The sequence below is a fragment of the Methylobacterium sp. Leaf89 genome (assembly GCF_001422215.1).
GTDB lineage: Bacteria > Pseudomonadota > Alphaproteobacteria > Rhizobiales > Beijerinckiaceae > Methylobacterium.
In genome coordinates this window covers 43,132-63,867 of sequence record NZ_LMML01000010.1, presented here as the reverse complement: position 1 = coordinate 63,867, position 20,736 = coordinate 43,132, and the positions used below count along the sequence as shown (strand labels likewise).

Below are 20,736 nucleotides of genomic sequence, written 5' to 3'. Positions count from 1 at the left end.
CGCACCGGTCTTCGCGCCGTCCGCCCGGGGTTGCCGCGTATCCGTCCGCCTGGACGCCGTCATCCTGAACGTTCGGGTGCCAGCGGGAGGACGAGCGCTTCGTCGATTTTCGGGCGTGTCTTGCGCCGAGGGCGGTTCGACCTGATCGCGTCCGGGAAGGATGGGCCGATCGTGTTCGACGCCGTATGGAGACGTGCTTAGACTGCGCGAATTCTATGTCTGTATTGGGATACCTGCGCTAAACATAAGATAATTTCGGAGTCTATTTTGGGATGCGCAGGCGCAGCGATTGAATTTTAATGGAACTCTAAGCTTGGTTGCGTACGGTGTTCGACAGCGAGGGGACGGGGCCCGTCCGACGATGGCTGGAGGCAGGTGTGCACGACACGGCGAGTGATGCTGGCACGGGACCCGGCGTGGCCGATGCCACCAACCTGCGGGGCATTGCCACCGAGATCGCGGCGCTCCAGCGCATCGCCTCCGACAAGAGCCGGCGCATCCAGTCGATCACCGGCCAGGTGAAGATGCTCGCTCTCAACGCCCTGATCGAGGCCTCCCGGGCCGGCGAGATGGGCCGCGGCTTCTCGGTGGTGGCGCAGGAGGTGCGTGCGATCGGCGCCGAGGTCGAGACCGTCGCCCGCGCCCTCGAGGTCGAGCTCTCGAACCGCATCGCCGGGCTCCAGGTCCGGGTCCGGAGCTTCGCCGACGAGTCCCAGACCCAACGGCTGATCGACCTCGCGCTCAACGCCGTCGAACTCATCGACCGCAACCTCTACGAGCGCACCTGCGACGTGCGCTGGTGGGCCACCGACGCGGCCCTGGTCGCCTGCGCGGCGGAACCAAGCCCGGAAGCCGCCACCCACGCGACCCGGCGGCTGGGCATCATCCTCGACGCCTACACGGTCTACCTGGACCTCTGGCTCTGCGACCTGAAGGGCAACGTGATCGCCCACGGACGCCCCAACCGCTATCCCGGCCTCATCGGCCGCAACGTCGCCGACCAGGACTGGTTCCGGCGCGCCGCCGCCCTCCCCGACGGGGAGGCCTACGTCGCCGCCGACGTCATGGGGCAGCCCGGTCTCGGCGGGGCGCAGGTGGCGACCTACTGCGCGAGCGTCCGCGCGGACGGCGACAGCCGGGCCGGGCCGATCGGCGTCCTGGCGATCCACTTCGACTGGCAAGCCCAGGCCCGGGCCATCGTCGACGGCGTGCGGGTGGCGCAGGAGGACCGGGCCCGAACCCGCGTGCTCCTCGTCGACGCGCGCAACCGGGTGATCGCCGCCTCGGACGGGTGCGGCGTCCTGGAGGAAACCCTGCCGCTGGCCGCCGGCGGGCGGCTGAGCGGCGCCGACCAGGATCCCCGGACCGGCCGGATCGTCGCCTTCCACCGCACGCCGGGCTACGAGACCTATGCGGGCCTCGGCTGGTACGGTGTCATCGTCCAGACGCCGGAGTGAGCGCGCTCAGACCAGGACCGGCATCGCGGCCTGCCCCGCGGCGCCGAAGACGCGGGTGTAGCGCGTGATCTCCTCGGCCGGGCCGATCGCCTTCGACGGATTGTCGGAGATCTTCACGGTGGGCCGGCCGTCGGCGGCGATCACCTTGCAGACGATGGAGATCGGGTCGAGGCGGCCGTCCGGCACCAGGCCGCGGAAGTCGTTGGTGAGCAGCGTGCCCCAGCCGTAGCCGATCCGCATCCGGCCGTGGAAATGGGCGTGGATCGCCTCGATGGTGTCGATGTCGAGCCCGTCGGAGAAGATCGCGAGCTTTTCGCGCGGGTCGGAGCCCCGGGAGCGCCACCAGGCGATCGCCTCCTCGCCGCCCGCGATCGGCTCCTTCGAGTCGATGCGGATGCCCGTCCAGGCGTTCATCCAGTCGGGGGCATTCGCCAGGAAGCCCGTTGTGCCGTAGGTGTCGGGCAGCATCACCAGGAGGTTGCCGGCGTAGTCCTGCTGCCAGTCGGCCAGTACCGCGTAGGGCGCGCGGGCGAGGCCCGCATCGTCGTCGGCCAGCGCCGCGTAGACCATCGGCAACTCGTGGGCGTTGGTGCCGACCGCCTCGACCTCGCGGCGCAGGGCGATGAGGCAGTTCGAGGTGCCGAGGAAGCGGTCGCCCAGGGCCTCGTGCATCGCCTCGACGCACCAGTCCTGCCACAGGAAGCCGTGGCGGCGCCGGGTCCCGAAATCCGCGATGGACAGGCCGGGCAGGCGCTGCAGCCGCTCGATCTTCTCCCAGACCCGGGTCATGGCCCGGGCATAGAGCACCTGCAGGTCGAGCTTGCCGAGGTGGCGCACGACGCCGCGCGTGCGCAGCTCGTTCAGGATGGCGAGGGCCGGCACCTCCCACATGGTGGTCTCGAGCCAGGGGCCGTGGAAGGTCAGGACGTACTGCCCGTCCCGCGCCTCCAGCTCGTAGTCCGGCAGGCGGAAGCCCTCCAGCCAGTCCATGAAGTCGGCCGAGAACATCTGCCGCTGGCCGTAGAAGGTGTTGCCGCGCAGCCAGGTGGATTCGCCCCGGCTCAGGCGCACCGAGCGGGCATGGTCGAGCTGCTCGCGCAGCTCGCCGGCATCGACGAACGCGGCCAGCCGCACCTGCCGCGAGCGGTTCTGGATGCCGAAGGTGACGCGGGCGTCGCGATGGCGGCGGAAGATCGTCTGCGCCATCAGGAGCTTGTAGAAGTCCGTGTCGAGCAGGGACCGGACGATCGGGTCGATCTTGAAGCTGTGGTTGTACACCCGCGTGGCAAGATCGAGCATGGTTCGGATCACGGCCCCTCAGGCGGCGCCCCCGGGCGTCCGCGCGGCCGCAGAGGCGCACGGCACCGCGGGCCGAGTCAATCGGTGACACGAAGCGGTTGGGGGTGCGGCTGTGGGCGAGGCGGCGACCCGGCCGGTTCGGGCGATGGCGGGTGCCGCGGCGGCATCCACGTCACCGGTGCCCCACGCTGAGGGCAGGTTCTCAACGACTGCCCGCGACCCGACCTCGCCGCCTCGCAGCGCGGCGCGGACGCAAATCTCGGTCCGAGCGGGATCCCGTCTTCACCGAAATGGAATGCTTGGCCGAAACGGAATGCGTGGCCGAAACGGGATTCTTGGCCGAAACGGAATTTGGAATTGTTCGCACTTGAGTGCATCCTGCCCGGGCATCGGGCCGGCTCGTCAGGAACAATAAGACGGGACGCTCGGCCGTGGAGGACACATGAACGAGATCGTCAAGCCCGACTCCCTGATCGTCGCCGAGGCCGAGAGCCTGACCGAAACCTTTTTCGGCGGCTGCCCGCACGATTGCCCCGACACCTGCTCGATGCTGTTCGAGGTGAAGGACGGCGAACTCATCGGGGTTCGGGGCAACCCGGATCACCCGATGACCCGGGGCGGTCTCTGCGTGAAGCTGAAGGACTACGAGAAGCGCCACTACCACCCGGACCGGCTTCTCTATCCGATGAAGCGGGTCGGGCCGAAGGGCTCCAAGCAGTTCGAGCGCATCACCTGGGACGAGGCCCTCGACACCATCGTGACGCGCTGGAAGGCGATCATCGATCAGCACGGGCCGCAGGCCATCGCGCCCTACAGCTATCTCGGCAACCAGGGCCTCGTGCACGGGCTGAACGGCGGCGACGCCTTCTTCAACCGGATGGGCGCCACGGTGATGGAGCGGACCTTCTGCGGCGAGGGGTCCTGCACGGCGTGGCTGCTCACCGTCGGCCCGACCGCCGGCCTCGACCCGGACAGCTACATCCACTCCAAGTACATCGTGATCTGGGCCTGCAACTCGGTCAGCACGAACCTACACCACTGGGCTATCGTCAAGGACGCCCAAAAAAAGGGAGCCAAGGTCGTCGTCATCGACACCTACGCCTCGCGCACGGCGAAGGCGGCCGACTGGCACATCGCGCCGAAGCCCGGCACGGACGGGGCGCTGGCCATGGCGCTGATCAATTCCATCATCGAGCAGGGCCTCGTCGACCAGGACTACGTCGACAATTACACCGTCGGCTTCGAGGAGCTGAAGGAGCGGGCCAGCACCCGCACGCCGGAATGGGCCGCCGCAATCACCGGCGTCCCGGCCGCGGAGATCCGCAAGCTCGCCCGCGAGATGGCGACCGAGCAGCCGGTGGGCATCCGCATGGGCGTGGCGCTGGAGCGCCACTACGGCGGCGGCCAGACGATCCGTGCCGTCACCTGCATTCCGGCGCTCACGGGCGCCTGGCGCCACGTCGGCGGCGGCGTCACGCAGTTCGGCGTCTGGGAGCACCCCTACAAGTTCGACGTGATGTGCCGGCCCGACCTGATCCCGGAGGGGACCCGCGTCGTCAGCAACCTGCAGATCGGACGCGCGCTCACCGGCGAGATGAAGCTCGACCCGCCGATCATGTCGATGATGTGCTGGAATTCGAACCCGGTCACGCAGGCGCCCGAGACCGACAAGATCGTCGAAGGGCTGATGCGCGAGGACCTGTTCATGGTCTCCGCCGAGCACTTCATCTCGGATACCGCCTCCTACGCCGACATCCTGCTCCCGGCCACGATGGGGGCGGAGATGGAGGACATGATCCTGTCCTGGGGCCACCTCTACCTGACCTACAACACCAAGTGTGCGGACGCGCCCGGCGAGGCGATCCCGAACAACGAGATCTTCCGTCAGCTCGCCGCGCGGCTCGGCTTCGAGGAAGAGAACTTCAAGTGGACCGACACGGAGTGCCTGGAGCACTACGTCGACTGGAACGCCCCGGCCTGCGAGGGCATCGACCTCCAGTACATGCGCGCGCACGGCTTCGCCCGACTCAAGGTCGGTACGCCGGACGACCGGGCGCCGCATAAGGAGGGCAACTTCCCGACGCCGACCGGCAAGTGCATGTTGATGATCGAGGGTGCCACGAACTTCGTCGCCCCGCCGTTCCGTCAGATGTACGAGGGCTTCCAGCCCGGCGAGGCCCTCGACCCGCTGCCCGACTACCTGGGCCCGCGCGAGTCCCACACCAACGACCCGGAGCTGGCCAAGCGCTTCCCGCTCAACATCGTCTCGCCCAAGAGCCACTACTTCCTGAACTCCTGCTACGCGAACATGGAGGACAAGCAGAAGGGCCAGGGCGAGCAGTTCGTCATGATCAGCCAGCACGACGCCGATGCCCGCGGCATCCGGGACGGCGACCGGGTCCAGGTCTCCAACGACCGGGGCGCCTTCAAGGGCGTGGCGCGCATCACCGACGACGTGAAGGCCGGCATCGTGGTCGCGACGCTGGGCTACTGGCGCCAACTCAACGAGGGGACCGTCAACAGCATCTCGTCGGGGGCCTTCACCGACATGGGCCACGCACCGTCCTTCTCGGACAATCTCGTCGAGGTCGCGCGGGCGAATTGAGGGCGTCGCCGGCGAGCGGGGCGACCCCTCGAACCGAGGCGCGCAAGCGTCCCACGGGACGCTTGTCTTTCGCGCCGCAGCCCGCGTGCCGGATTTCCCGGCAATCGGCAGGGACGCAGCCCGCGTACCTGTCGCCGGTGGGCCCGGCGCGGCTCCCCTGCCCGCCCCCGGGATGAGGCCGGGCCACGCGGTCGTTCCGGCGCGATGCCTGTCCGCAGACGGCACCCTACGAACCAAGAGGGCGGCGCGCCCTTCTGCACGCCGCCCTCCGGTACGACACGGGCGTCCGATTCAGGCGAGGTCGACCTTCTTGGTCTCGGTCTTGGGAGACTCGCCGGTCAGCGCGGCCTTCACGTAGCCGTAGATGTGCAGCATCGTGGCGTTCGGGCTGTCCCAGTATTCGCCCTTCTCGGGATGGACGCGCAGCAGGGCGACCTCGGGATCCTCCTTCCCGTTGGGGAACCAGGTCTTCAGGCTCTCGCTCCACTTGTCGTTGATGACCGCCTGGTCGGTGACGATCTCGGCCTTGCCGGCGATCGAGACGTAGGTCTGGCTCGACGGATCCGAGTAGGCGAGGTTGATCTGGTTGTCCTTGCTGATCTCGGCGGTCTTCGGGGAGTGCAGCTTGGTGAAGAACCACAGGTCGCCGTTCTCGTCCGCCTCCTGGCACCACATCGGGCGGCTGTAGAGCTTCCCGTCCTGGTCGGCGGTGGTCATCATCGCGACCTTGACGTCCTTGATGAGGGCGAACAGCTTCTTGGCGCCCTCGTGGTCGCGGTGGTTGCCCTGGTGCATGGGATCGCAGTCTCCAACTCGTCGAAAGGGTTTCCGGCGCGATCATCGGCAACCGGATCGTGGGCTCAACGAGCCAGGACCGCATTGGTTTCGGAGAGGCGGGCCGGCGCCGGCGGCGCGAGGGCGGCCGGGGGCGACGTCCGGGCGGGCTTGCGACGCATCGCGCCGAGCCGGCCGAGGCGGCGGTCATCGAGGATCACGGCCGCGTCGCCGATGACCCGGACCACCTGGCAGTTCCGGCCCAGGCCCTTGGCTTCGTAGAGGGCGGCATCCGCCTCGGCCAGGAGTTCGGCCGGGGAGGTCGTCCGTCCGGCTGGCACCACGGCGACGCCGATGCTCACGGTGACGAACGGATGGCCGTCGCCCCGGGCCACGTGCGGGATCTGCAGGCCGGCGATGCCGGCACGCAGGCGTCGGACCACCCGGGCGACGGACCGGGCGTCGCATCCGCGCATGAGCACGGAGAACTCCTCACCGCCGTAGCGGGCGACGCAGTCGCGTCCGCCGCGCGTCTCCCCCGCGATGGCTTCCGCGATCCGGCGCAGGCAGGCGTCGCCGGCCGGATGGCCGTAGGCGTCGTTGAAGCGCTTGAAGTGATCGACGTCGATCATCAGCAGGGCGGTGCCCCGCGCCTGGCGGGCCGTCCTGGCCAGGGCGGCATCGAGGGCGCGGCGGTTGGCGAGGCCCGTCAGGGCATCCGTCTCCGACAGCACGGTCAGGACCCGGCGATCCTGCTCGAGGCCAGCCGAGCGCAGGATTTCGCGCAGGGAGACGAGGTAGGCCCGGCGGCGCACGCCCTCGATCTGGTGGTTTCCGTAGAGGACGAAGAAGGCGCCCGCCAGGGTCTGGAACGCGAGGCAGAGGGCGAGCTCCGGGGCGAGATCCGTGCGCAGGGCGATGCTCGCGAACGAGGCCGCCGCGCTGAGGCCGGTGAGCAGGAGCGCATGGGGGAAGCGCAGCACCAGCATCATGGTGGCGAACACCATCATGAGCGGGTACTCGATGTAGCAGATGGCGCTCATCGCCTCCCGCTCCAGGCTGAACAGCAGGATCGGCACCGCGGTCACCAGCAGCATCGTGGCGGTGACCATGCGCTCGCGCCGCGGCCCCGGCATCCGGGTGACGGACCAGGCGAGCAGCAGGCCGAGGGGCGTGACCAGGAACAGCCGCAGGCCGATCGCCAGGGGCAGCATGCCCGGCATCAGCAGGGCGGTGGTGAGGTTGTAGGCGTTGTGGAAGACGAGGCCGATGAGGATCGTCCGGCGCAGATGGAGCGCCCGTTCCCGGCCGGTATCGATTTCGTAGCGGGCCGAGACGGGCCGGGAGAACCGCAAGAGATACGGGCTCATGGTCAGGTCGCCTTGAGCGACGTCGCCGCGCGGGTGCCGTCTCGACGGCCGCGCGGGGTCGGAAAACCTGTATCGGATCCAGGCGTACACGAATGAGCGTTCCTGCAACGGGCGAGACCGCCGCCGGGCGGTCTCTTTGTGTTGCATCGAACGTTGCGGCGGGCCGCGCGGACCCAAAACCGCGGCCGTCCCGTCGACTCATGCCTAGCGAAACCTGAACGCCTCCGTGGAAACCCCGGGTGCGGCGCCCCGTCCCGGCATGTTCCGGCCCCCGCCGCGACCAGGGGTCTCGCCCCCGGCAGATCAGGGAAGCGCTTGCACTCCGGCACCGCCTGTGCTGTCGCATGGGTTCGTCGCGGGTGGGCCGGCCGAGGCCGCAGCGTCCGCGATCCCCCGTTTGTCGCCGCGCCTCGGCCCTCCGGCCGGACGCGGCCAGGAGCCCGAACCTTGGCGATCACCCGTGACGACGTGCTGAAGGTGCTCTCGACGGTGACCGTCGATGCCGCGGGCACCACCCTGCCCGCCTCCGGGCGCCTGTCCCAGGTGGTGGTGGATCCGACCAACCGTGTGATGTTCTCCATCCTGATCGACCCCAGCGAGGCCGAGCGCTTCGAGCCGATCCGGCGCCGGGCCGAGGGCGCGATCCTGGCGACGCCGGGGGTCTCGGGCGTGTTCGCCAGCCTGACCTCCGAGCGTGGCCCGAACCAGCCGGCCCAGAACGCCCCGCAAGCCGCCCCTCCGCAGCCGCCCCCCCCCGGCCGTCCCGCCGCGCCGCCGCGGACCGGCCCGGCCCTTCCGGGCGTGCGCCACATCGTGGCCGTCGCCTCCGGCAAGGGCGGCGTCGGCAAGTCCACCACGGCCTGCAACCTCGCGCTCGCCCTCTCGGCCCAGGGCCTCAAGGTCGGCCTGCTCGATGCCGACATCTACGGCCCCTCGGTGCCCAAGCTGTTCGGCCTGTCGGGGAAGCCCCGCGTCATCGAGGAGCGGCTGCTGGCCCCGATGGAAGGGTTCGGCATCAAGGTCATGTCGATCGGCTTTCTGATCGAGCCCGAGACGGCGATGATCTGGCGCGGGCCCATGGTCCAGTCGGCCATCACCCAGATGCTGCGCGAGGTCGCCTGGGGCGAACTCGACGTGCTCGTGGTCGACATGCCCCCCGGCACCGGCGACGCCCAGCTCACCATGGCGCAGGCGACGCCGCTCTCCGGGGCGGTCATCGTCTCGACCCCGCAGGATCTCGCCCTCATCGACGCGCGCCGCGGCGTGACGATGTTCCGCAAGGTCGCTGTGCCGATCCTCGGCGTCATCGAGAACATGGCGACCTTCATCTGCCCCCATTGCGGCACGGCCTCGCACATCTTCGGGCATGGCGGCGCCCGCGCCGAGGCTGCGCGGCTGGAGGTGCCGTTCCTCGGCGAGGTGCCGCTGAACATGACGATCCGCGAGACCTCCGATGCCGGCCGCCCCGTGGTGGCGGTGGACCCGGACGGGCCGCACGCGCAGATTTATCGCGGCATCGCCGCCAAGCTCTGGGGCAACCTGACCGGCGGTCCCGCGCCGCGGGCGGCTCCCCGCATCGTCATCGAGTAGCCGCGATGGCGCCGGTGCTGGGCGTGATCCTCGCCGGCGGGCTGGCGCGCCGCATGGGCGGAGGCGACAAGCCCCTGCGCACCCTCGGCGGCCGCACCCTGCTCGACCGGGTGCTCGCCCGCTTCGCCCCCCAGTGCGCCGCCGGCGTGATCCTCAACGCCAACGGCGATCCGGGCCGCTTCCCGGATTTCCCGGGCGCGATTGTGCCCGACGGCGTGCCGGACAATCCGGGGCCGCTCGCCGGCATCCTCGCGGGGCTGGACCACGCGGCCATCCATCATCCGACCACGCGCCACGTGGCCAGCGTCTCCGGCGACGCGCCGTTCCTGCCCCGCGACCTCGTCGTCCGCCTCGCCGAAGCGGCCGGGCGGGAGGGCGTCATCACCATGGCGGCGTCGGGCGGGCGCGAGCACTTCACCGTGGCGCTCTGGCCGGTGGCCCTGCGGGCGGACCTGCGCGAGGCCCTGGTGGCCCGCGGCGAGCGCCGGGTCGGCGGCTTCCTGAGGCGCCACGGCGCGGTGGCGGTGTCCTGGCCATCGGAGCCCGCGGACCCCTTCGCCAACATCAACGCGCCGGAGGATCTGGCGGCGGCCGAGGCCCGGCTTGGCGGGAACGACGACGCCTGACGCCTCAGGGCGGGGCGCTCTCGACCGCGGCGCGCGCCCGCCAGCGCGGAGAGAGCAGCCCGAGGGCGAGGCCGCCGAGGACCAGGCCGGCGGCGGCGAGTTTCCAGGCCGGCAGCGGCTCCCCGAGCCAGACGGCCGAGGCCCCCATGCCGAAGACCGGCACCAGCAGGGCCATCGGGGTGATCTGGGCGGCGGGGTGGCGCGCGAGCAGCCAGCCCCAGATCGCGTAGCCGAACATCGTATTGCCGACGGACTGCCACACCACCGCGGCCCAGGTCGTCAGGTCGGCCCGCAGGAGGCCGTTGCGGATGGCGTCCCAGCCTTCGAGGAGGACCGAGGCAGCGAGAAGCGGGGGCGCCGAGAACAGGCTCGCCCAGACGACATAGGGCAGCATCGCCCGCGCCCCGCTGCGCTTGGCCGCCATGTTTCCGCCCGCCCAGCTCAGTGCGGCGCAGACCACGAGCCCGAGGCCGAAGGGCGTCGTCGCGGCGTCGGTATGGGCGGCGATGACGGCGAGCCCGGCCGCGGCGAGGCCGAGGGCCGCCCATTGCGGGCCGGACACCCGCTCCCCGGTCAGTTGCATCGACAGGCCGATGGTGACGAAGACCTGGATCTGGATCACCAGGGAGGCGAGGCCGGGGGCGATGTGGCCGCGCAGGGCGATGAAGAGCAGGCCGAACTGTCCGGCCCCGATCAGCAGGCCGTAGGCGGCAAGGTTGCGACAGGGGACTGTCGGGCGAGGCAGCAGGAACACGCCCGGCAGGGCGGCGAGCACGAAGCGCAGGGCGGCGAACAGCAGCGGCGGCAGGTGGTCGAGCCCGATCCGGATCACCACGAAGTTCGTGCCCCAGACCGCCACCACCGCCAGGGCGAGGAGGATGTCGCGAAGCGGAAGCGTGCCGGTCATGGGCCGCCATGTCCCAATTGGCGAGGGCCCTGCCTAGGCGTGGCGGGCCTCGAAACGAAAGAAGTGTCCGCACCTTCGCGCGGACACTTCCCTCGAACGCGGATCGAGCGAGTCGGATCAGGCGGCGCCGACGGTCGCCTTGACGATCTTGTCGGGCGAGCGCGGCGGCTCGCCCTTGTTCAGGGTGTCGACCACGTCCATGCCCTCCACGACCTTGCCCCAGACGGTGTATTGCTTGTCGAGGAAGCGGGCATCGCCGAAGCAGATGAAGAACTGCGAATTGGCCGAGTGCGGGAAGTTGGTGCGCGCCATCGAGCAGGTGCCGCGCACGTGCGGCTCGGCGTTGAACTCGGCATTGAGGTCGGGGAGATCGGAGCCGCCCGATCCCGTACCGGTCGGGTCGCCGGTCTGGGCCATGAAGCCGTCGATCACGCGGTGGAACGGCACGCCGTCGTAGAAGCCTTGGGCGGCGAGCGTCTTCAGGCGCTCGACATGGTTGGGGGCGAGGTCGGCGCGAAGTCCGATCACGACGCGGCCCTTGGTGGTCTCCAGGATGATGGTCTCGGTCTCTGCCATGGGTTTAGACTCCTTTTCCCTTAGGTCCTTGGTAGATGAAGCGGAGCGCGATGGGGCGCCCTGCGATGGCCGCGCCGAGGTCGGGGGTGATCCGGGCTGGCGTGCAGCGCCGGATCGCCGCCAGGGTCGCATCCGCGAGGATGCGATGGGCGCGGGGGTCTGAATTCGGGGCCGAGAAGGTCACGCGCGGCGTCCCGAGGACGCTGCCGTCCCGCCGAAGTGCGAAGCGGGTGGTGATCTCGGCCTGGGCCGAGCGGGACAATCCCCGGGGGGCCTCCCAGCAGGCCGCGAGGGTGGGATAGAGGTCTCGCAGGGTGTCGGCCGGTTTCGCGCTCTCGGCCAGGCCGCCCAGCGGGCCTTGCTCCAGGGGAACCCGGACCGTGCCGCGCAGGGTTTCCGGAAGGGTCAGCGGGCCCGTGGAGGGCGCCGCCCACGCGGGGAGCCCTACGGCGACGAGCGCCGCGAGAGCTCCGAGCTGGACGCCGCCCCGCAAACTACTTGGCTCCCTGCGCCATCTGCATCTTCACGATCTTGTCGGGGTTCTGCACCGCCCCGCCCGGCGCGCCGGGGGCCGCCTTCTTGATCGCGTCGACGGCTTCCATGCCCGAGGAGACGAGGCCGACCACGGTGTACTGCCCGTTGAGGAAGGGGGCGTCGCCGAGGCAGATGAAGAACTGCGAGTTGGCGGAGTTCGGGTCGGACGAGCGGGCCATGCCGACGGTGCCGCGCTTGAACGGCGCCGGCGAGAACTCGGCCGGGATGTTCGGCAGGCTGGAGCCGCCGGTGCCGTTGCCCTTCGGGTCTCCGGTCTGGGCCATGAAGCCGTCCATCACCCGGTGGAACTTGAGGCCGTTGTAGAAGCCCTGCTTGATCAGGGTCTTGAGCTGGGCGACGTGCTTCGGCGCGATCTCCGGGCGCAGCTCGATGGTGACGCGGCCGTCCTTGGTGTCGAGGTACACCGTGTTGTCGTCCGCCGCCCAGGCTGCAGGCGCCGTCGCGAGGAGACCGGCGAGGCTGAGGAGGGCGATACGGCGATTCAGTCCAAAGGCCATGGGGTCAGCATGCTTTCGTTGGTCGTGGATGGAGAGATCAGGCCGCCCGGAAGCGCTGCGCGAGGCGCGTCGCCACCAGCGGCGGCACGAAGGGGGAGACGTCGCCGCCCATGGCGGCGATCTGGCGGACGAGGGTGGCGGTGATCGGCCGGACGCCGGTGGAGGCGGGCAGGAACACGGTCTGCACCTCCGGCGCCATGGCACCGTTCATGCCGGCGAGCTGCATCTCGTAGTCGAGGTCGGTGCCGTCGCGCAGGCCGCGGATGAAGACGCTGGCGCCGACCCGCCGGGCCGCGGTCACTGCGAGGTCGTCGAAGGTCACGATCGTCAGCGCCGTGCCCTCGGCCTCGGCCAGGGGCTCGCAGGTGGCGCGCAGGAGCTCCGCCCGCTCCTCGGGCGAGAACATCGGCGCCTTGCCGGGATGCACGCCGATGGCGATGACGAGAGTCTGCACGAGCCGGCACGCCTGACGGATGACGTCGAGGTGTCCGTTCGTGACCGGGTCGAACGAGCCGGCATAGAGGGCGGTGCGGATCATCGCGGCCCGGGGTAGAGCATTTCGACCCGAAACGGAACCTCCGGCCCCGGCACGAAAACGGGCTAACCCCCGCGCCCTGGGATGCGGACGGCCGCGGGGCCGTCCGCTTGACGGGGTGCGATCGGCCTTACGCGGCCTCGTCGCCGCCCTCGCTCTCGTCCTCGCCCTCGATGTGCTCGACGGACACGACCTTCTCGGTCTTCTCCGTGTTGAACACCGTCACGCCCTGCGAGGCGCGGCCGACGATGCGGATGTCGTCCACCGGCACGCGGATGAGCTGGCCGCCATCGGTGACCAGCATGATCTGGTCGGAGGGTTGGACCGGGAAGGAGGCCACGAGGTGGCCGTTGCGGGCATTGACCCGCATCGCCGTGATGCCTTTGCCGCCGCGGCCCGAGGTCCGGTACTCGTAGGACGAGGTCCGCTTGCCGAAGCCGCGCTCGGAGAGGGTGAGGACGAACTGCTCGTTGGCGCCCATCTCGTTGTAGCGCTCGAGGGAGATGGCGGTGGCCTCGGCCACCCCCTCCTCCGCCTCCGGACTCGCCGTCTCCTCGCCCTCGACCCCGTCGCCGATCACGGCGCGGCGCATCTTGAGGTAGCCCGCCCGCTCCTCGGGCGAGGCGTCGAAGGCGTTGAGGATCGTCATCGAGATGACGCGGTCGTCCTTGCCCAGGCTGATGCCGCGCACGCCGGTGGAATCGCGGCCCTTGAAGACTCGGACGTCCTCGACGGGGAAGCGGATGCACTGGCCGGCCTGCGTGGTGAGCAGCACGTTCTGGTCGGCACGGCAGATCTCCACGTGGACGATGTGGTCGCCCGCATCGAGCTTCATGGCGATCTTGCCGGCGCGGTTCACCTGGACGAAATCCGAGAGCTTGTTCCGGCGCACGCTGCCGCTCGCCGTGGCGAACATGACGTCGAGGGTCTCCCAGGAGGCCTCGTCCTCGGGCAACGGCATGATGGTGGTGATGCGCTCACTGCCGGCATCCATCGACAGGATGTTGACCAGCGCCTTGCCGCGGGCGTTCGGCGCCGCCATCGGCAGGCGCCAGACCTTCTCCTTGTAGACCTGGCCCTGGTTCGAGAAGAACAGCACCGGCGTATGGGTGTTGGCCACGAACAGGCGGGTGACGAAATCCTCGTCGCGGGTCGCCATGCCGGAGCGGCCCTTGCCTCCGCGGCGCTGGGCCCGGTAGGTCGAGAGCGGCACGCGCTTGACGTAGCCCGCATGGGACACGGTGACGACCATGTCCTCGCGCTGGATCAGGTCCTCGTCCTCGACGTTCGAATCCCAGTCGAGGATGACGGTGCGGCGCGGGGTGGCGTAGGCCTCGCGGACCTCCGCGAACTCCTCCTTGACGATGCCCATGATGCGCAGGCGCGAACGCAGGATGTCGAGGTAGTCGGCGATCTCGTCGGCGAGCTTCTTCAGTTCGTCGCCGATCTCGTCGCGGCCGAGAGCGGTGAGGCGCTGCAGGCGGAGATCCAGGATGGCGCGGGCCTGCACCTCGGAGAGGCGGTAGGTGCCGTCGTCCGAGACCCGGTGGCGCGGATCGTCCACGAGGGCGATCAGCGGGGCGATGTCGTGGGCCGGCCAGTCGCGCGCCATCAGCGCGTCGCGGGCGGTGTTGGGATCGGGCGAGGTCCGGATCAGGCGGATCACCTCGTCGATGTTGGCCACCGCGATGGCGAGGCCGCACAGGACGTGGGCGCGCTCGCGGGCCTTGTTGAGGAGGAACTTGGTCCGCCGGGACACCACCTCTTCGCGGAAATCCACGAAGGCCTGGAGCAGGTCCTTGAGGTTCATCAGCTCGGGGCGGCCGCCGTTCAGCGCCACCATGTTGCAGCCGAAGGACGACTGCAGGGGCGTGAAGCGGTAGAGCTGGTTCAGCACCACGTCCGCCATGGCGTCGCGCTTGATCTCGACGACGATGCGCATGCCGTCGCGGTCGGACTCGTCGCGCAGGTCGGAGATGCCCTCGACGCGCTTCTCCTTCACCAGCTCGGCGATCTTCTCCATCAGCGTTGCCTTGTTCACCTGATACGGGATCTCGGTGAAGATCAGCGCCTCGCGCTCCTTGCGCAGCTCCTCGACGTGGGACTTCGCCCGCATGATGATCGAGCCGCGACCCGTGGCGTAGGCCTGGCGGGTGCCGGCCCGGCCGAGGATCGAGCCGCCGGTGGGGAAGTCGGGACCGGGTACGTACTCGGTGAGCTGCTCGATCGACAGGCCGGGATCGTCGATGAGCGCGACGCAGGCGTCGATCAGCTCGCCGAGATTGTGCGGCGGGATGTTGGTGGCCATGCCCACCGCGATGCCGCCGGCGCCGTTGACGAGGAGGTTGGGGAAGCGCGCCGGCAGGACGGTCGGCTCCTCGCGCGACTCGTCGTAGTTCGGCTGGAAGTCGACGGTGTTCTTGTCGATGTCGGCCAGGAGCGCGTTGGCCGGCTTGGCCAGGCGCGATTCGGTGTAGCGCATGGCCGCCGCCGGATCGCCGTCCACGGAGCCGAAATTGCCCTGCCCGTCGATGAGCATCAGGCGCATCGAGAAGTCCTGCGCCATACGGACCAAGGCGTCGTAGATCGATTGGTCGCCGTGCGGGTGGTAGAGACCGATCACGTCGCCGACGATGCGAGCGGACTTGACGTATTTGCGCTCGGGCAGGTGCCCGCTCTCGTAGGCCGCGTAGAGGATGCGCCGGTGCACGGGCTTGAGGCCGTCGCGCGCGTCCGGCAGCGCCCGGCTCACGATCACGCTCATGGCGTAATCGAGGTAGGAGCGCTTCATCTCGTCGGTGATGGAGACGGGCTTGATGTCGGAGGCGGGCGGCGGCGTGCCGGCGCCCGGAATGTCGTTCTCTGCCAAGGTCTTCGGTCTCTACCTGTCCGGGGTCCGGAGCAAGGGCGGCCCGTGTCGGCTCCGCTCGCTCACGGCGTTGTCGCGCGCGTCTCCGGCCGCTCAGCCGGACCGTGCGATGTCCTGCCCAAACCTATAGCGCATCTCGCCGGCCCAGGCCAACAAATCGCGGCTTAACCCCCTGGTAACGAACGGTTTGCCCGCGCGGCCGGAACTCCGTGCGCGCCCGGCTTCCTAGAGGAACTTCGCCGGGTCCGCGCTCGGCGGGGCCGGCTTCAAGTCGGCCCGGTTCCACCAACCGCCGCCGAGCGCCTGGAACAGGGCGGCGGTGTCGGCATACTGGTTGGCGCGCGCGCCCGCCGAGGTGACGAGGGCCGAGAGGTAGGATTGCTGGGCAATCAGCACCTGCGCGCTGTTCAGGGCACCGGCCGCGTATTGCTTGCGGATGAGGCCGAGGCTCTCGTTGGTGGCCCGCTCGGCGGCCGAGGCCGCCGCCACCGCCCTGGCGTCGGACTGGAGCGCCCGCAGGGTGTCGGCGACGTTCTGGAAGGCGCCGATCACCACCGCCCGGTACTGGGCCTGGGCCTCGTTCAGCGTCTCCTCCGCGGCGCGCTGGCGTCGGAACAGGGTCCCGGCATCGAAGATCGGCTGCGCCACGGTGCCGACGATGCCGTAGAACGAGGCGGCCGAGGTCGCGAGCTGCGCGATCCGCACCGCGCTGGCGCCGCCATTGGCGGTGATGGTGAACTGCGGTAGGCGATTGGCCACCGCGACCCCCACCGCCGCGCTGGCCTGCTGGACGTTGGCCTCCGCCGCCTTCACGTCCGGGCGTTGCTGCACGAGGCGCGACGGCAGGCTCACCGGCAGGTTGGTGGGCAGGCGCAGGGAGGTCAGGGTGAAGGTCGGCGCGATCTCCTCGCTCGGCAGGCGCCCGACCAGGGCCGTGAGCAGGTTGCGCTGCTGGGCGAGCTGCTTCTCCAGGGGCGGCAGCAGCTGCATCGAGACCGAGAGGGCGGCCTGCTGCACCACCACGTCGGCCCCGGCGATCTGCCCGAGCGAAAGCTGCTTGTTGTAGAGGTTGAGGACCTCGGTCTGGGCCTGGATCACCTTGCGGGTGGCGTCGATCTGGGCGCGCAGCGACGCCTCCTGGATCGCCGCCAGCACCACGTTGGTGGTCAGCGTCAGGTAGGTCGCCTCGAGCTGGAAACGCTGGTTCTCGGCCTGAGCCTCCAGGGATTCGATCTGGCGCTGGTTTCCGCCGAACACGTCGGGCGTGAACGAGACCGTCACCTGCGGCGTGTAGAGGCTGTAGAACAGCTGCCGGGTGTCGTTGAGCGGCCCCTGCAGGGCGCCGCCGGGGGCCTTCTGGCGCGAGCCGAGGCCGTTGGCGCCGACCACCGGGAACAGGGTGCCGCGCTGCGCCTCGACGTTCTCCTGCGCGATCCGGAGCGAAGCCTGCGCGGCGTCGAGGTTCGGGTTGTTGGCGAGCGCCTCGGCCACGAGGCGGTCGAGGGCGGGGGAGCGGAACAGCGTCCACCACTGGCCCGGCACGTCGGCCCCGGAGACGAAGGTTTGGTCGGCGGAGCCGCCATGGGCGGTGCGGATGGTGTCGGCGGCGGTGGGGTTGCGCAGGGGCTCGCGGGTGTAGCGGGTGACCGGCGGATCGGCCGGCGGCACGTAATCCGGGCCGACGACGCACCCCCCGAGGCCCGTGACCGCCAGGACGAGCAGGCCGTCCCGGAGACGGCGCGACCTCCGGCCCCGGCCGGCGGGCGCCGCGTTCTGGGGGGATGCCACCATCGTGCCAAGGAATCCTGTCGCCGTCCTGGGCCGTAGAGGCGCCGGGCCGGGATCGAAGTCAACGTGGCCGGCGGGGCGCGCGCGAGGCTGTGACCGGCCCATCACGCGTGCTCCGCGCGGGCCGCCGCCCGGGCGGCCCCCTCCGACGGGATCGCGGCCGGCACCCGCCGGGAGAACAGCGCGATCAGGATCGGAACCACCACGAGGATGAGGTTCGGCGCGAGCAGGATGCCGCCGACCACCACCAGGGCGAGCGGCTTCTGCACCTGCGAGCCGATGCCGGTGGAGATCGCCGCCGGCAGCAGCCCGACGCAGGCGGCGACGCAGGTCATCATCACCGGGCGCATGCGCACGTTGGCGGCGTGCCACACCGCCTCGGTCCGGGCCCAGCCCTCGTCGATGAGCTGGTTGTAGTAGGAGAGCAGGATCACGCCCTCCATGGTCGAGATGCCGAACAGGGCGATGAAGCCGATCGCCGCCGAGATCGAGAACGGCGTCATCGTCAGGAACAGCGCGAAGATGCCGCCGATCATCGCCATCGGGATCACGCTCAGCGTCAGCACCATGTCGGTGACGGAGCTGAAGTTGACGTAGAGCAGCAGGGCGATCAGCGCGATCGTCACCGGGACCACGACGGTCAGGCGCTGCACGGCATCCTGCAGGTTGGTGAACTGGCCGACCCATTCGAGGTGGAACCCGGGCGGCAGGGTCACCTCCTCGGCGATGCGGCCCTGCGCCTCCAGTACCGCGCCGCCGAGGTCGCGCCCGCGCACCGAGAACTTCACCGGAATGTAGCGCTCCTGGTTCTCGCGGTAGATGAAGGCCGCGCCGGATACCAGCTCCACGGTGGCGATCTCCGAGAGCGGGACCTGGATCACGCCGCCGGCGGGGTTGGCCGCCCCGACGGTGATGTTGCGGATGGTCTCCAGGCTGCGGCGGTACTGCGGCGCGAGGCGCACCCGCATGGGGAAGTGCCGGTCGGAGCCGTACTCGTAGAGATCGCCCGCGGTCTGGCCGCCGATCGCCGCCTGGACGGTGGTGTTCACGTCGCCCGGCGACAGGCCGTAGCGGGCGGCCTTGCGCCGGTCGATGTCGATCCGCACCGTGGGCTGGCCGAGGGAGGCGAAGACCGCGAGGTCGGCGATGCCCGGCACCTTCGCCAGGGTGGCCTCGATCGCTTCCGCGGTCTTGGTCAGGTCGTTGAGGTCGTTGCCGTAGATCTTGACCGAGTTCTCGCCCTTCACGCCGGAGGCGGCCTCCTGGACGTTGTCCTCGATGTACTGGGAAAAGTTGAACTCGATTCCCGGGAAGGCCTCGTCGAGCTTGGCCGAGAGGTCGCGGACCAGCCCCTCCTTGTCGAGCCCCTTGCGCCAGGTGTCGAAGGGCTTGAGGGGGGCGAGGATCTCCACGTTGAAGAAGCCGGTGGCGTCGGTCCCGTCGTCCGGGCGGCCCTGGTGCGAGAGCACGGTGACCACCTCCGGCACCTCGGCGATAATCTTGCGCAGGCGCTCCACGTAGGCGTTGCCGGCCTCCAGGGAGATCGAGGCCGGCATGGTGCCACGGATGTAGAGGTTGCCCTCCTCCAGCTTGGGCAGGAATTCGAGGCCGAGCGTACGGGCGGCGATGCCCGAGACGCCGAGCACCGCGGCGACCACGAGGAGCGACAGTACCTTGTTGCGCAGGCCGAAGCGCAGGATCAGCACGTGGCCGAAGCGCAGGAGCCGCACCACCAGGGTGTCGCGCTCCTCCACGTGTTTGGGGAGGATCAGGGCCGAGAGGGCGGGCGAGACCGTGAAGGTGGCGATGAGGCCGCCGAGCAGCGCATAGGCGTAGGTCTTGGCCATCGGGCCGAAGATGTGTCCCTCGACGCCCGTCAGGGTGAAGAGCGGCAGGAAGCCCACGATGATGATCGTGGCCGAGAAGAAGATCGCCCGGTTCACCTCGGCACCCGCGAGGGCGATCGTGCCGAGGCGCCCGGTCAGGCCCCCCGGCGGCGTCTGGCCCTCGCCGTGTTCCGGTTCGGCGAGGTGCCGGAACACGTTCTCGACCATGATCACGGTGGCGTCGACGATGAGGCCGAAATCGATGGCGCCGAGGGAGAGGAGGTTCGCCGAATCGCCGCGCAGGACCAGGATCAGGATGGCGAATCCGAGCGCGAAGGGAATCGTCGCCGCCACGATGATCGCGCTGCGCAGGCTCCCCAGGAACAGCCACTGCACCACGAAGACCAGCGTCACCCCGAAGACGAGGTTGTGCATCACCGTGTGGGTGGTGGTGTGGATGAGCCCGCTGCGGTCGTAGATGCGCTCCACCCGCACGTTCGGGGGCAGGATGCCGCTGGCGTTGATCTTGTCGATCTCGGCATTGACCAGGCCCAGGGTCGGCAGGCTCTCGCCGTCCCGGCTCATCAGCACGATGCCCTCGACGATGTCGTCGTCGCCGTCATGGCCGACGATGCCGAGGCGCGGCGCGTGCGAGACCCGCACCTCGGCGACGTCGCGCACCAGAACCGGTACGCCGTTGACCTGGGTCAGCATCGTGTCGCGGATGTCGTCCATGTCGCGGATCAGGCCGATGCCGCGCACCACCGCCGACTGCTCGCCCACGTTCAGGGTCTGGCCGCCGACGTTGATGCTCGAATTGTTGAGCGCGGTGACGAGCTGCACCAGGGTCATGCCCTGGGCCTGGAGCCGGGTCAGGTCGACGGCGATCTCGTATTCCTTGGTCCGGCCGCCGAAGGCCGTGACGTCGACGACGCCGGGGATCGCCTTGAAGCGGCGCTGCAGCACCCAATCCTGCAGGGTCTTCAGGTCGGTGGAGGAATAGCCCGGCGGTCCCGTCACCTTGTAGCGCATGATCTCGCCCACGGGGCTGGTCGGCGAGATCTGCGGCTGGGCGCCGTTGGGCAGGGGGGGCAGCTGCGATAGGCGGTTGAGCACCCGCTGAAGGGCCTCCTGATAGGTGAAGGCGTAGCTGAACTGCACCTTCACGTCGGAGAGGCCGAACAGCGAGATGGTGCGCACCACCGTGGCGTTGGGGATGCCGGCGAGCTGCACCTCCAGGGGAATCGTGATGTAGCGCTCGATCTCGTCGGCCGACTGCCCGGGATTCTGCGTGATGACGTCGACGAGCGGCGGCACCGGATCGGGATAGGCTTCGATGTTGAGCTGCGTGTAGCTGGCATAGCCGAGCGCCAGCATCACCAGGAACAGCAGGCAGACCAGCACGCGCTGGCGCAGGGCGAAGACGATCAGGCTGTTCATGGCAGAGTTCTTCCGGCCGAGG

General features: G+C 69.7%; 15 protein-coding genes. 4 read left to right on the top strand and 11 right to left on the bottom strand.

Going from position 1 to position 20,736, the window contains the following annotated elements; genetic code table 11:
- Positions 1–416 precede the first annotated feature (416 nt).
- Positions 417–1,457 carry a methyl-accepting chemotaxis protein gene (locus tag ASF18_RS25025; protein WP_082487108.1) on the top strand — a complete coding sequence of 347 codons (1,041 nt, stop codon included), beginning with the start codon at positions 417–419 and terminating at the stop codon, positions 1,455–1,457.
- A gap of 6 nt (positions 1,458–1,463) precedes the next feature.
- Here ASF18_RS25025 and ASF18_RS05400 read toward each other — a convergent pair whose 3' ends face one another.
- Positions 1,464–2,756 carry a nicotinate phosphoribosyltransferase gene (locus tag ASF18_RS05400; protein WP_056350012.1) on the bottom strand — a complete coding sequence of 431 codons (1,293 nt, stop codon included), beginning with the start codon at positions 2,754–2,756 and terminating at the stop codon, positions 1,464–1,466.
- Positions 2,757–3,198: 442 nt separating this feature from the next.
- On the opposite strand from ASF18_RS05400, the gene ASF18_RS05395 reads away from it, so the two are divergent.
- Positions 3,199–5,361, top strand: coding sequence for a molybdopterin oxidoreductase family protein (locus tag ASF18_RS05395; RefSeq protein WP_056350010.1), 2,163 nt, complete (start codon positions 3,199–3,201; stop codon positions 5,359–5,361).
- 291 nt (positions 5,362–5,652) lie between these two features.
- Here the strand turns inward: ASF18_RS05395 and ASF18_RS05390 are convergent, their stop codons facing one another.
- A complete protein-coding gene (locus ASF18_RS05390; RefSeq protein WP_056221034.1) occupies positions 5,653–6,156 on the bottom strand; it encodes a pyridoxamine 5'-phosphate oxidase family protein in 504 nt (167 codons plus the stop codon).
- A gap of 65 nt (positions 6,157–6,221) precedes the next feature.
- Positions 6,222–7,505, bottom strand: a complete 1,284-nt coding sequence (locus ASF18_RS05385; protein WP_162239159.1) for a GGDEF domain-containing protein — start codon at positions 7,503–7,505, stop codon at positions 6,222–6,224.
- Between the two features lie 447 nt (positions 7,506–7,952).
- Here ASF18_RS05385 and ASF18_RS05380 point away from each other — a divergent pair, with 447 nt between their 5' ends.
- Positions 7,953–9,095 (top strand): Mrp/NBP35 family ATP-binding protein, encoded by a 1,143-nt coding sequence (locus ASF18_RS05380; RefSeq protein ID WP_056350006.1) that lies wholly within the window; start codon positions 7,953–7,955, stop codon positions 9,093–9,095.
- A gap of 5 nt (positions 9,096–9,100) precedes the next feature.
- The gene (gene mobA, locus ASF18_RS05375; RefSeq protein ID WP_056350003.1) at positions 9,101–9,721 is read left to right on the top strand and encodes a molybdenum cofactor guanylyltransferase MobA; all 621 of its coding nucleotides are present in this window, start codon (positions 9,101–9,103) and stop codon (positions 9,719–9,721) included.
- Positions 9,722–9,725: 4 nt separating this feature from the next.
- Here mobA and ASF18_RS05370 read toward each other — a convergent pair whose 3' ends face one another.
- From ASF18_RS05370 to ASF18_RS05335, 8 genes are all read right to left on the bottom strand, one after another.
- A complete protein-coding gene (locus ASF18_RS05370) occupies positions 9,726–10,628 on the bottom strand; it encodes an EamA family transporter (RefSeq protein ID WP_056350001.1) in 903 nt (300 codons plus the stop codon).
- Between the two features lie 117 nt (positions 10,629–10,745).
- The gene (locus ASF18_RS05365; RefSeq protein ID WP_056221020.1) at positions 10,746–11,204 is read right to left on the bottom strand and encodes a peptidylprolyl isomerase; all 459 of its coding nucleotides are present in this window, start codon (positions 11,202–11,204) and stop codon (positions 10,746–10,748) included.
- Positions 11,205–11,208: 4 nt separating this feature from the next.
- Positions 11,209–11,613, bottom strand: coding sequence for a hypothetical protein (locus ASF18_RS05360; protein ID WP_056350105.1), 405 nt, complete (start codon positions 11,611–11,613; stop codon positions 11,209–11,211).
- An 85-nt stretch (positions 11,614–11,698) separates the two neighbouring features.
- Positions 11,699–12,244 carry a peptidylprolyl isomerase gene (locus ASF18_RS05355; protein WP_056221289.1) on the bottom strand — a complete coding sequence of 182 codons (546 nt, stop codon included), beginning with the start codon at positions 12,242–12,244 and terminating at the stop codon, positions 11,699–11,701.
- A gap of 49 nt (positions 12,245–12,293) precedes the next feature.
- Complete coding sequence (gene coaD, locus ASF18_RS05350; RefSeq protein ID WP_056221017.1) at positions 12,294–12,794, bottom strand: pantetheine-phosphate adenylyltransferase; 501 nt, start codon at positions 12,792–12,794, stop codon at positions 12,294–12,296.
- Positions 12,795–12,921: 127 nt separating this feature from the next.
- Positions 12,922–15,660, bottom strand: a complete 2,739-nt coding sequence (gyrA, locus tag ASF18_RS05345; RefSeq protein WP_056349997.1) for a DNA gyrase subunit A — start codon at positions 15,658–15,660, stop codon at positions 12,922–12,924.
- A gap of 225 nt (positions 15,661–15,885) precedes the next feature.
- Positions 15,886–17,451 carry an efflux transporter outer membrane subunit gene (locus ASF18_RS05340; protein ID WP_082487105.1) on the bottom strand — a complete coding sequence of 522 codons (1,566 nt, stop codon included), beginning with the start codon at positions 17,449–17,451 and terminating at the stop codon, positions 15,886–15,888.
- Positions 17,452–17,552: 101 nt separating this feature from the next.
- Positions 17,553–20,714, bottom strand: a complete 3,162-nt coding sequence (locus ASF18_RS05335; protein ID WP_056349995.1) for a CusA/CzcA family heavy metal efflux RND transporter — start codon at positions 20,712–20,714, stop codon at positions 17,553–17,555.
- Positions 20,715–20,736: the final 22 nt, after the last annotated feature.

Bases quoted from the DNA above. Each gene is read 5' to 3' on its own strand.
- ASF18_RS05400 (WP_056350012.1), bottom strand. From the start codon at position 2,756: ATGCTCGATCTTGCCACGCGGGTGTACAACCACAGCTTCAAGATCGAC.
- ASF18_RS05395 (WP_056350010.1), top strand. From the start codon at position 3,199: ATGAACGAGATCGTCAAGCCCGACTCCCTGATCGTCGCCGAGGCCGAG.
- ASF18_RS05390 (WP_056221034.1), bottom strand. From the start codon at position 6,156: ATGCACCAGGGCAACCACCGCGACCACGAGGGCGCCAAGAAGCTGTTC.
- ASF18_RS05385 (WP_162239159.1), bottom strand. From the start codon at position 7,505: ATGAGCCCGTATCTCTTGCGGTTCTCCCGGCCCGTCTCGGCCCGCTAC.
- mobA (WP_056350003.1), top strand. From the start codon at position 9,101: ATGGCGCCGGTGCTGGGCGTGATCCTCGCCGGCGGGCTGGCGCGCCGC.
- ASF18_RS05370 (WP_056350001.1), bottom strand. From the start codon at position 10,628: ATGACCGGCACGCTTCCGCTTCGCGACATCCTCCTCGCCCTGGCGGTG.
- ASF18_RS05365 (WP_056221020.1), bottom strand. From the start codon at position 11,204: ATGGCAGAGACCGAGACCATCATCCTGGAGACCACCAAGGGCCGCGTC.
- coaD (WP_056221017.1), bottom strand. From the start codon at position 12,794: ATGATCCGCACCGCCCTCTATGCCGGCTCGTTCGACCCGGTCACGAAC.
- ASF18_RS05340 (WP_082487105.1), bottom strand. From the start codon at position 17,451: ATGGTGGCATCCCCCCAGAACGCGGCGCCCGCCGGCCGGGGCCGGAGG.
- ASF18_RS05335 (WP_056349995.1), bottom strand. From the start codon at position 20,714: ATGAACAGCCTGATCGTCTTCGCCCTGCGCCAGCGCGTGCTGGTCTGC.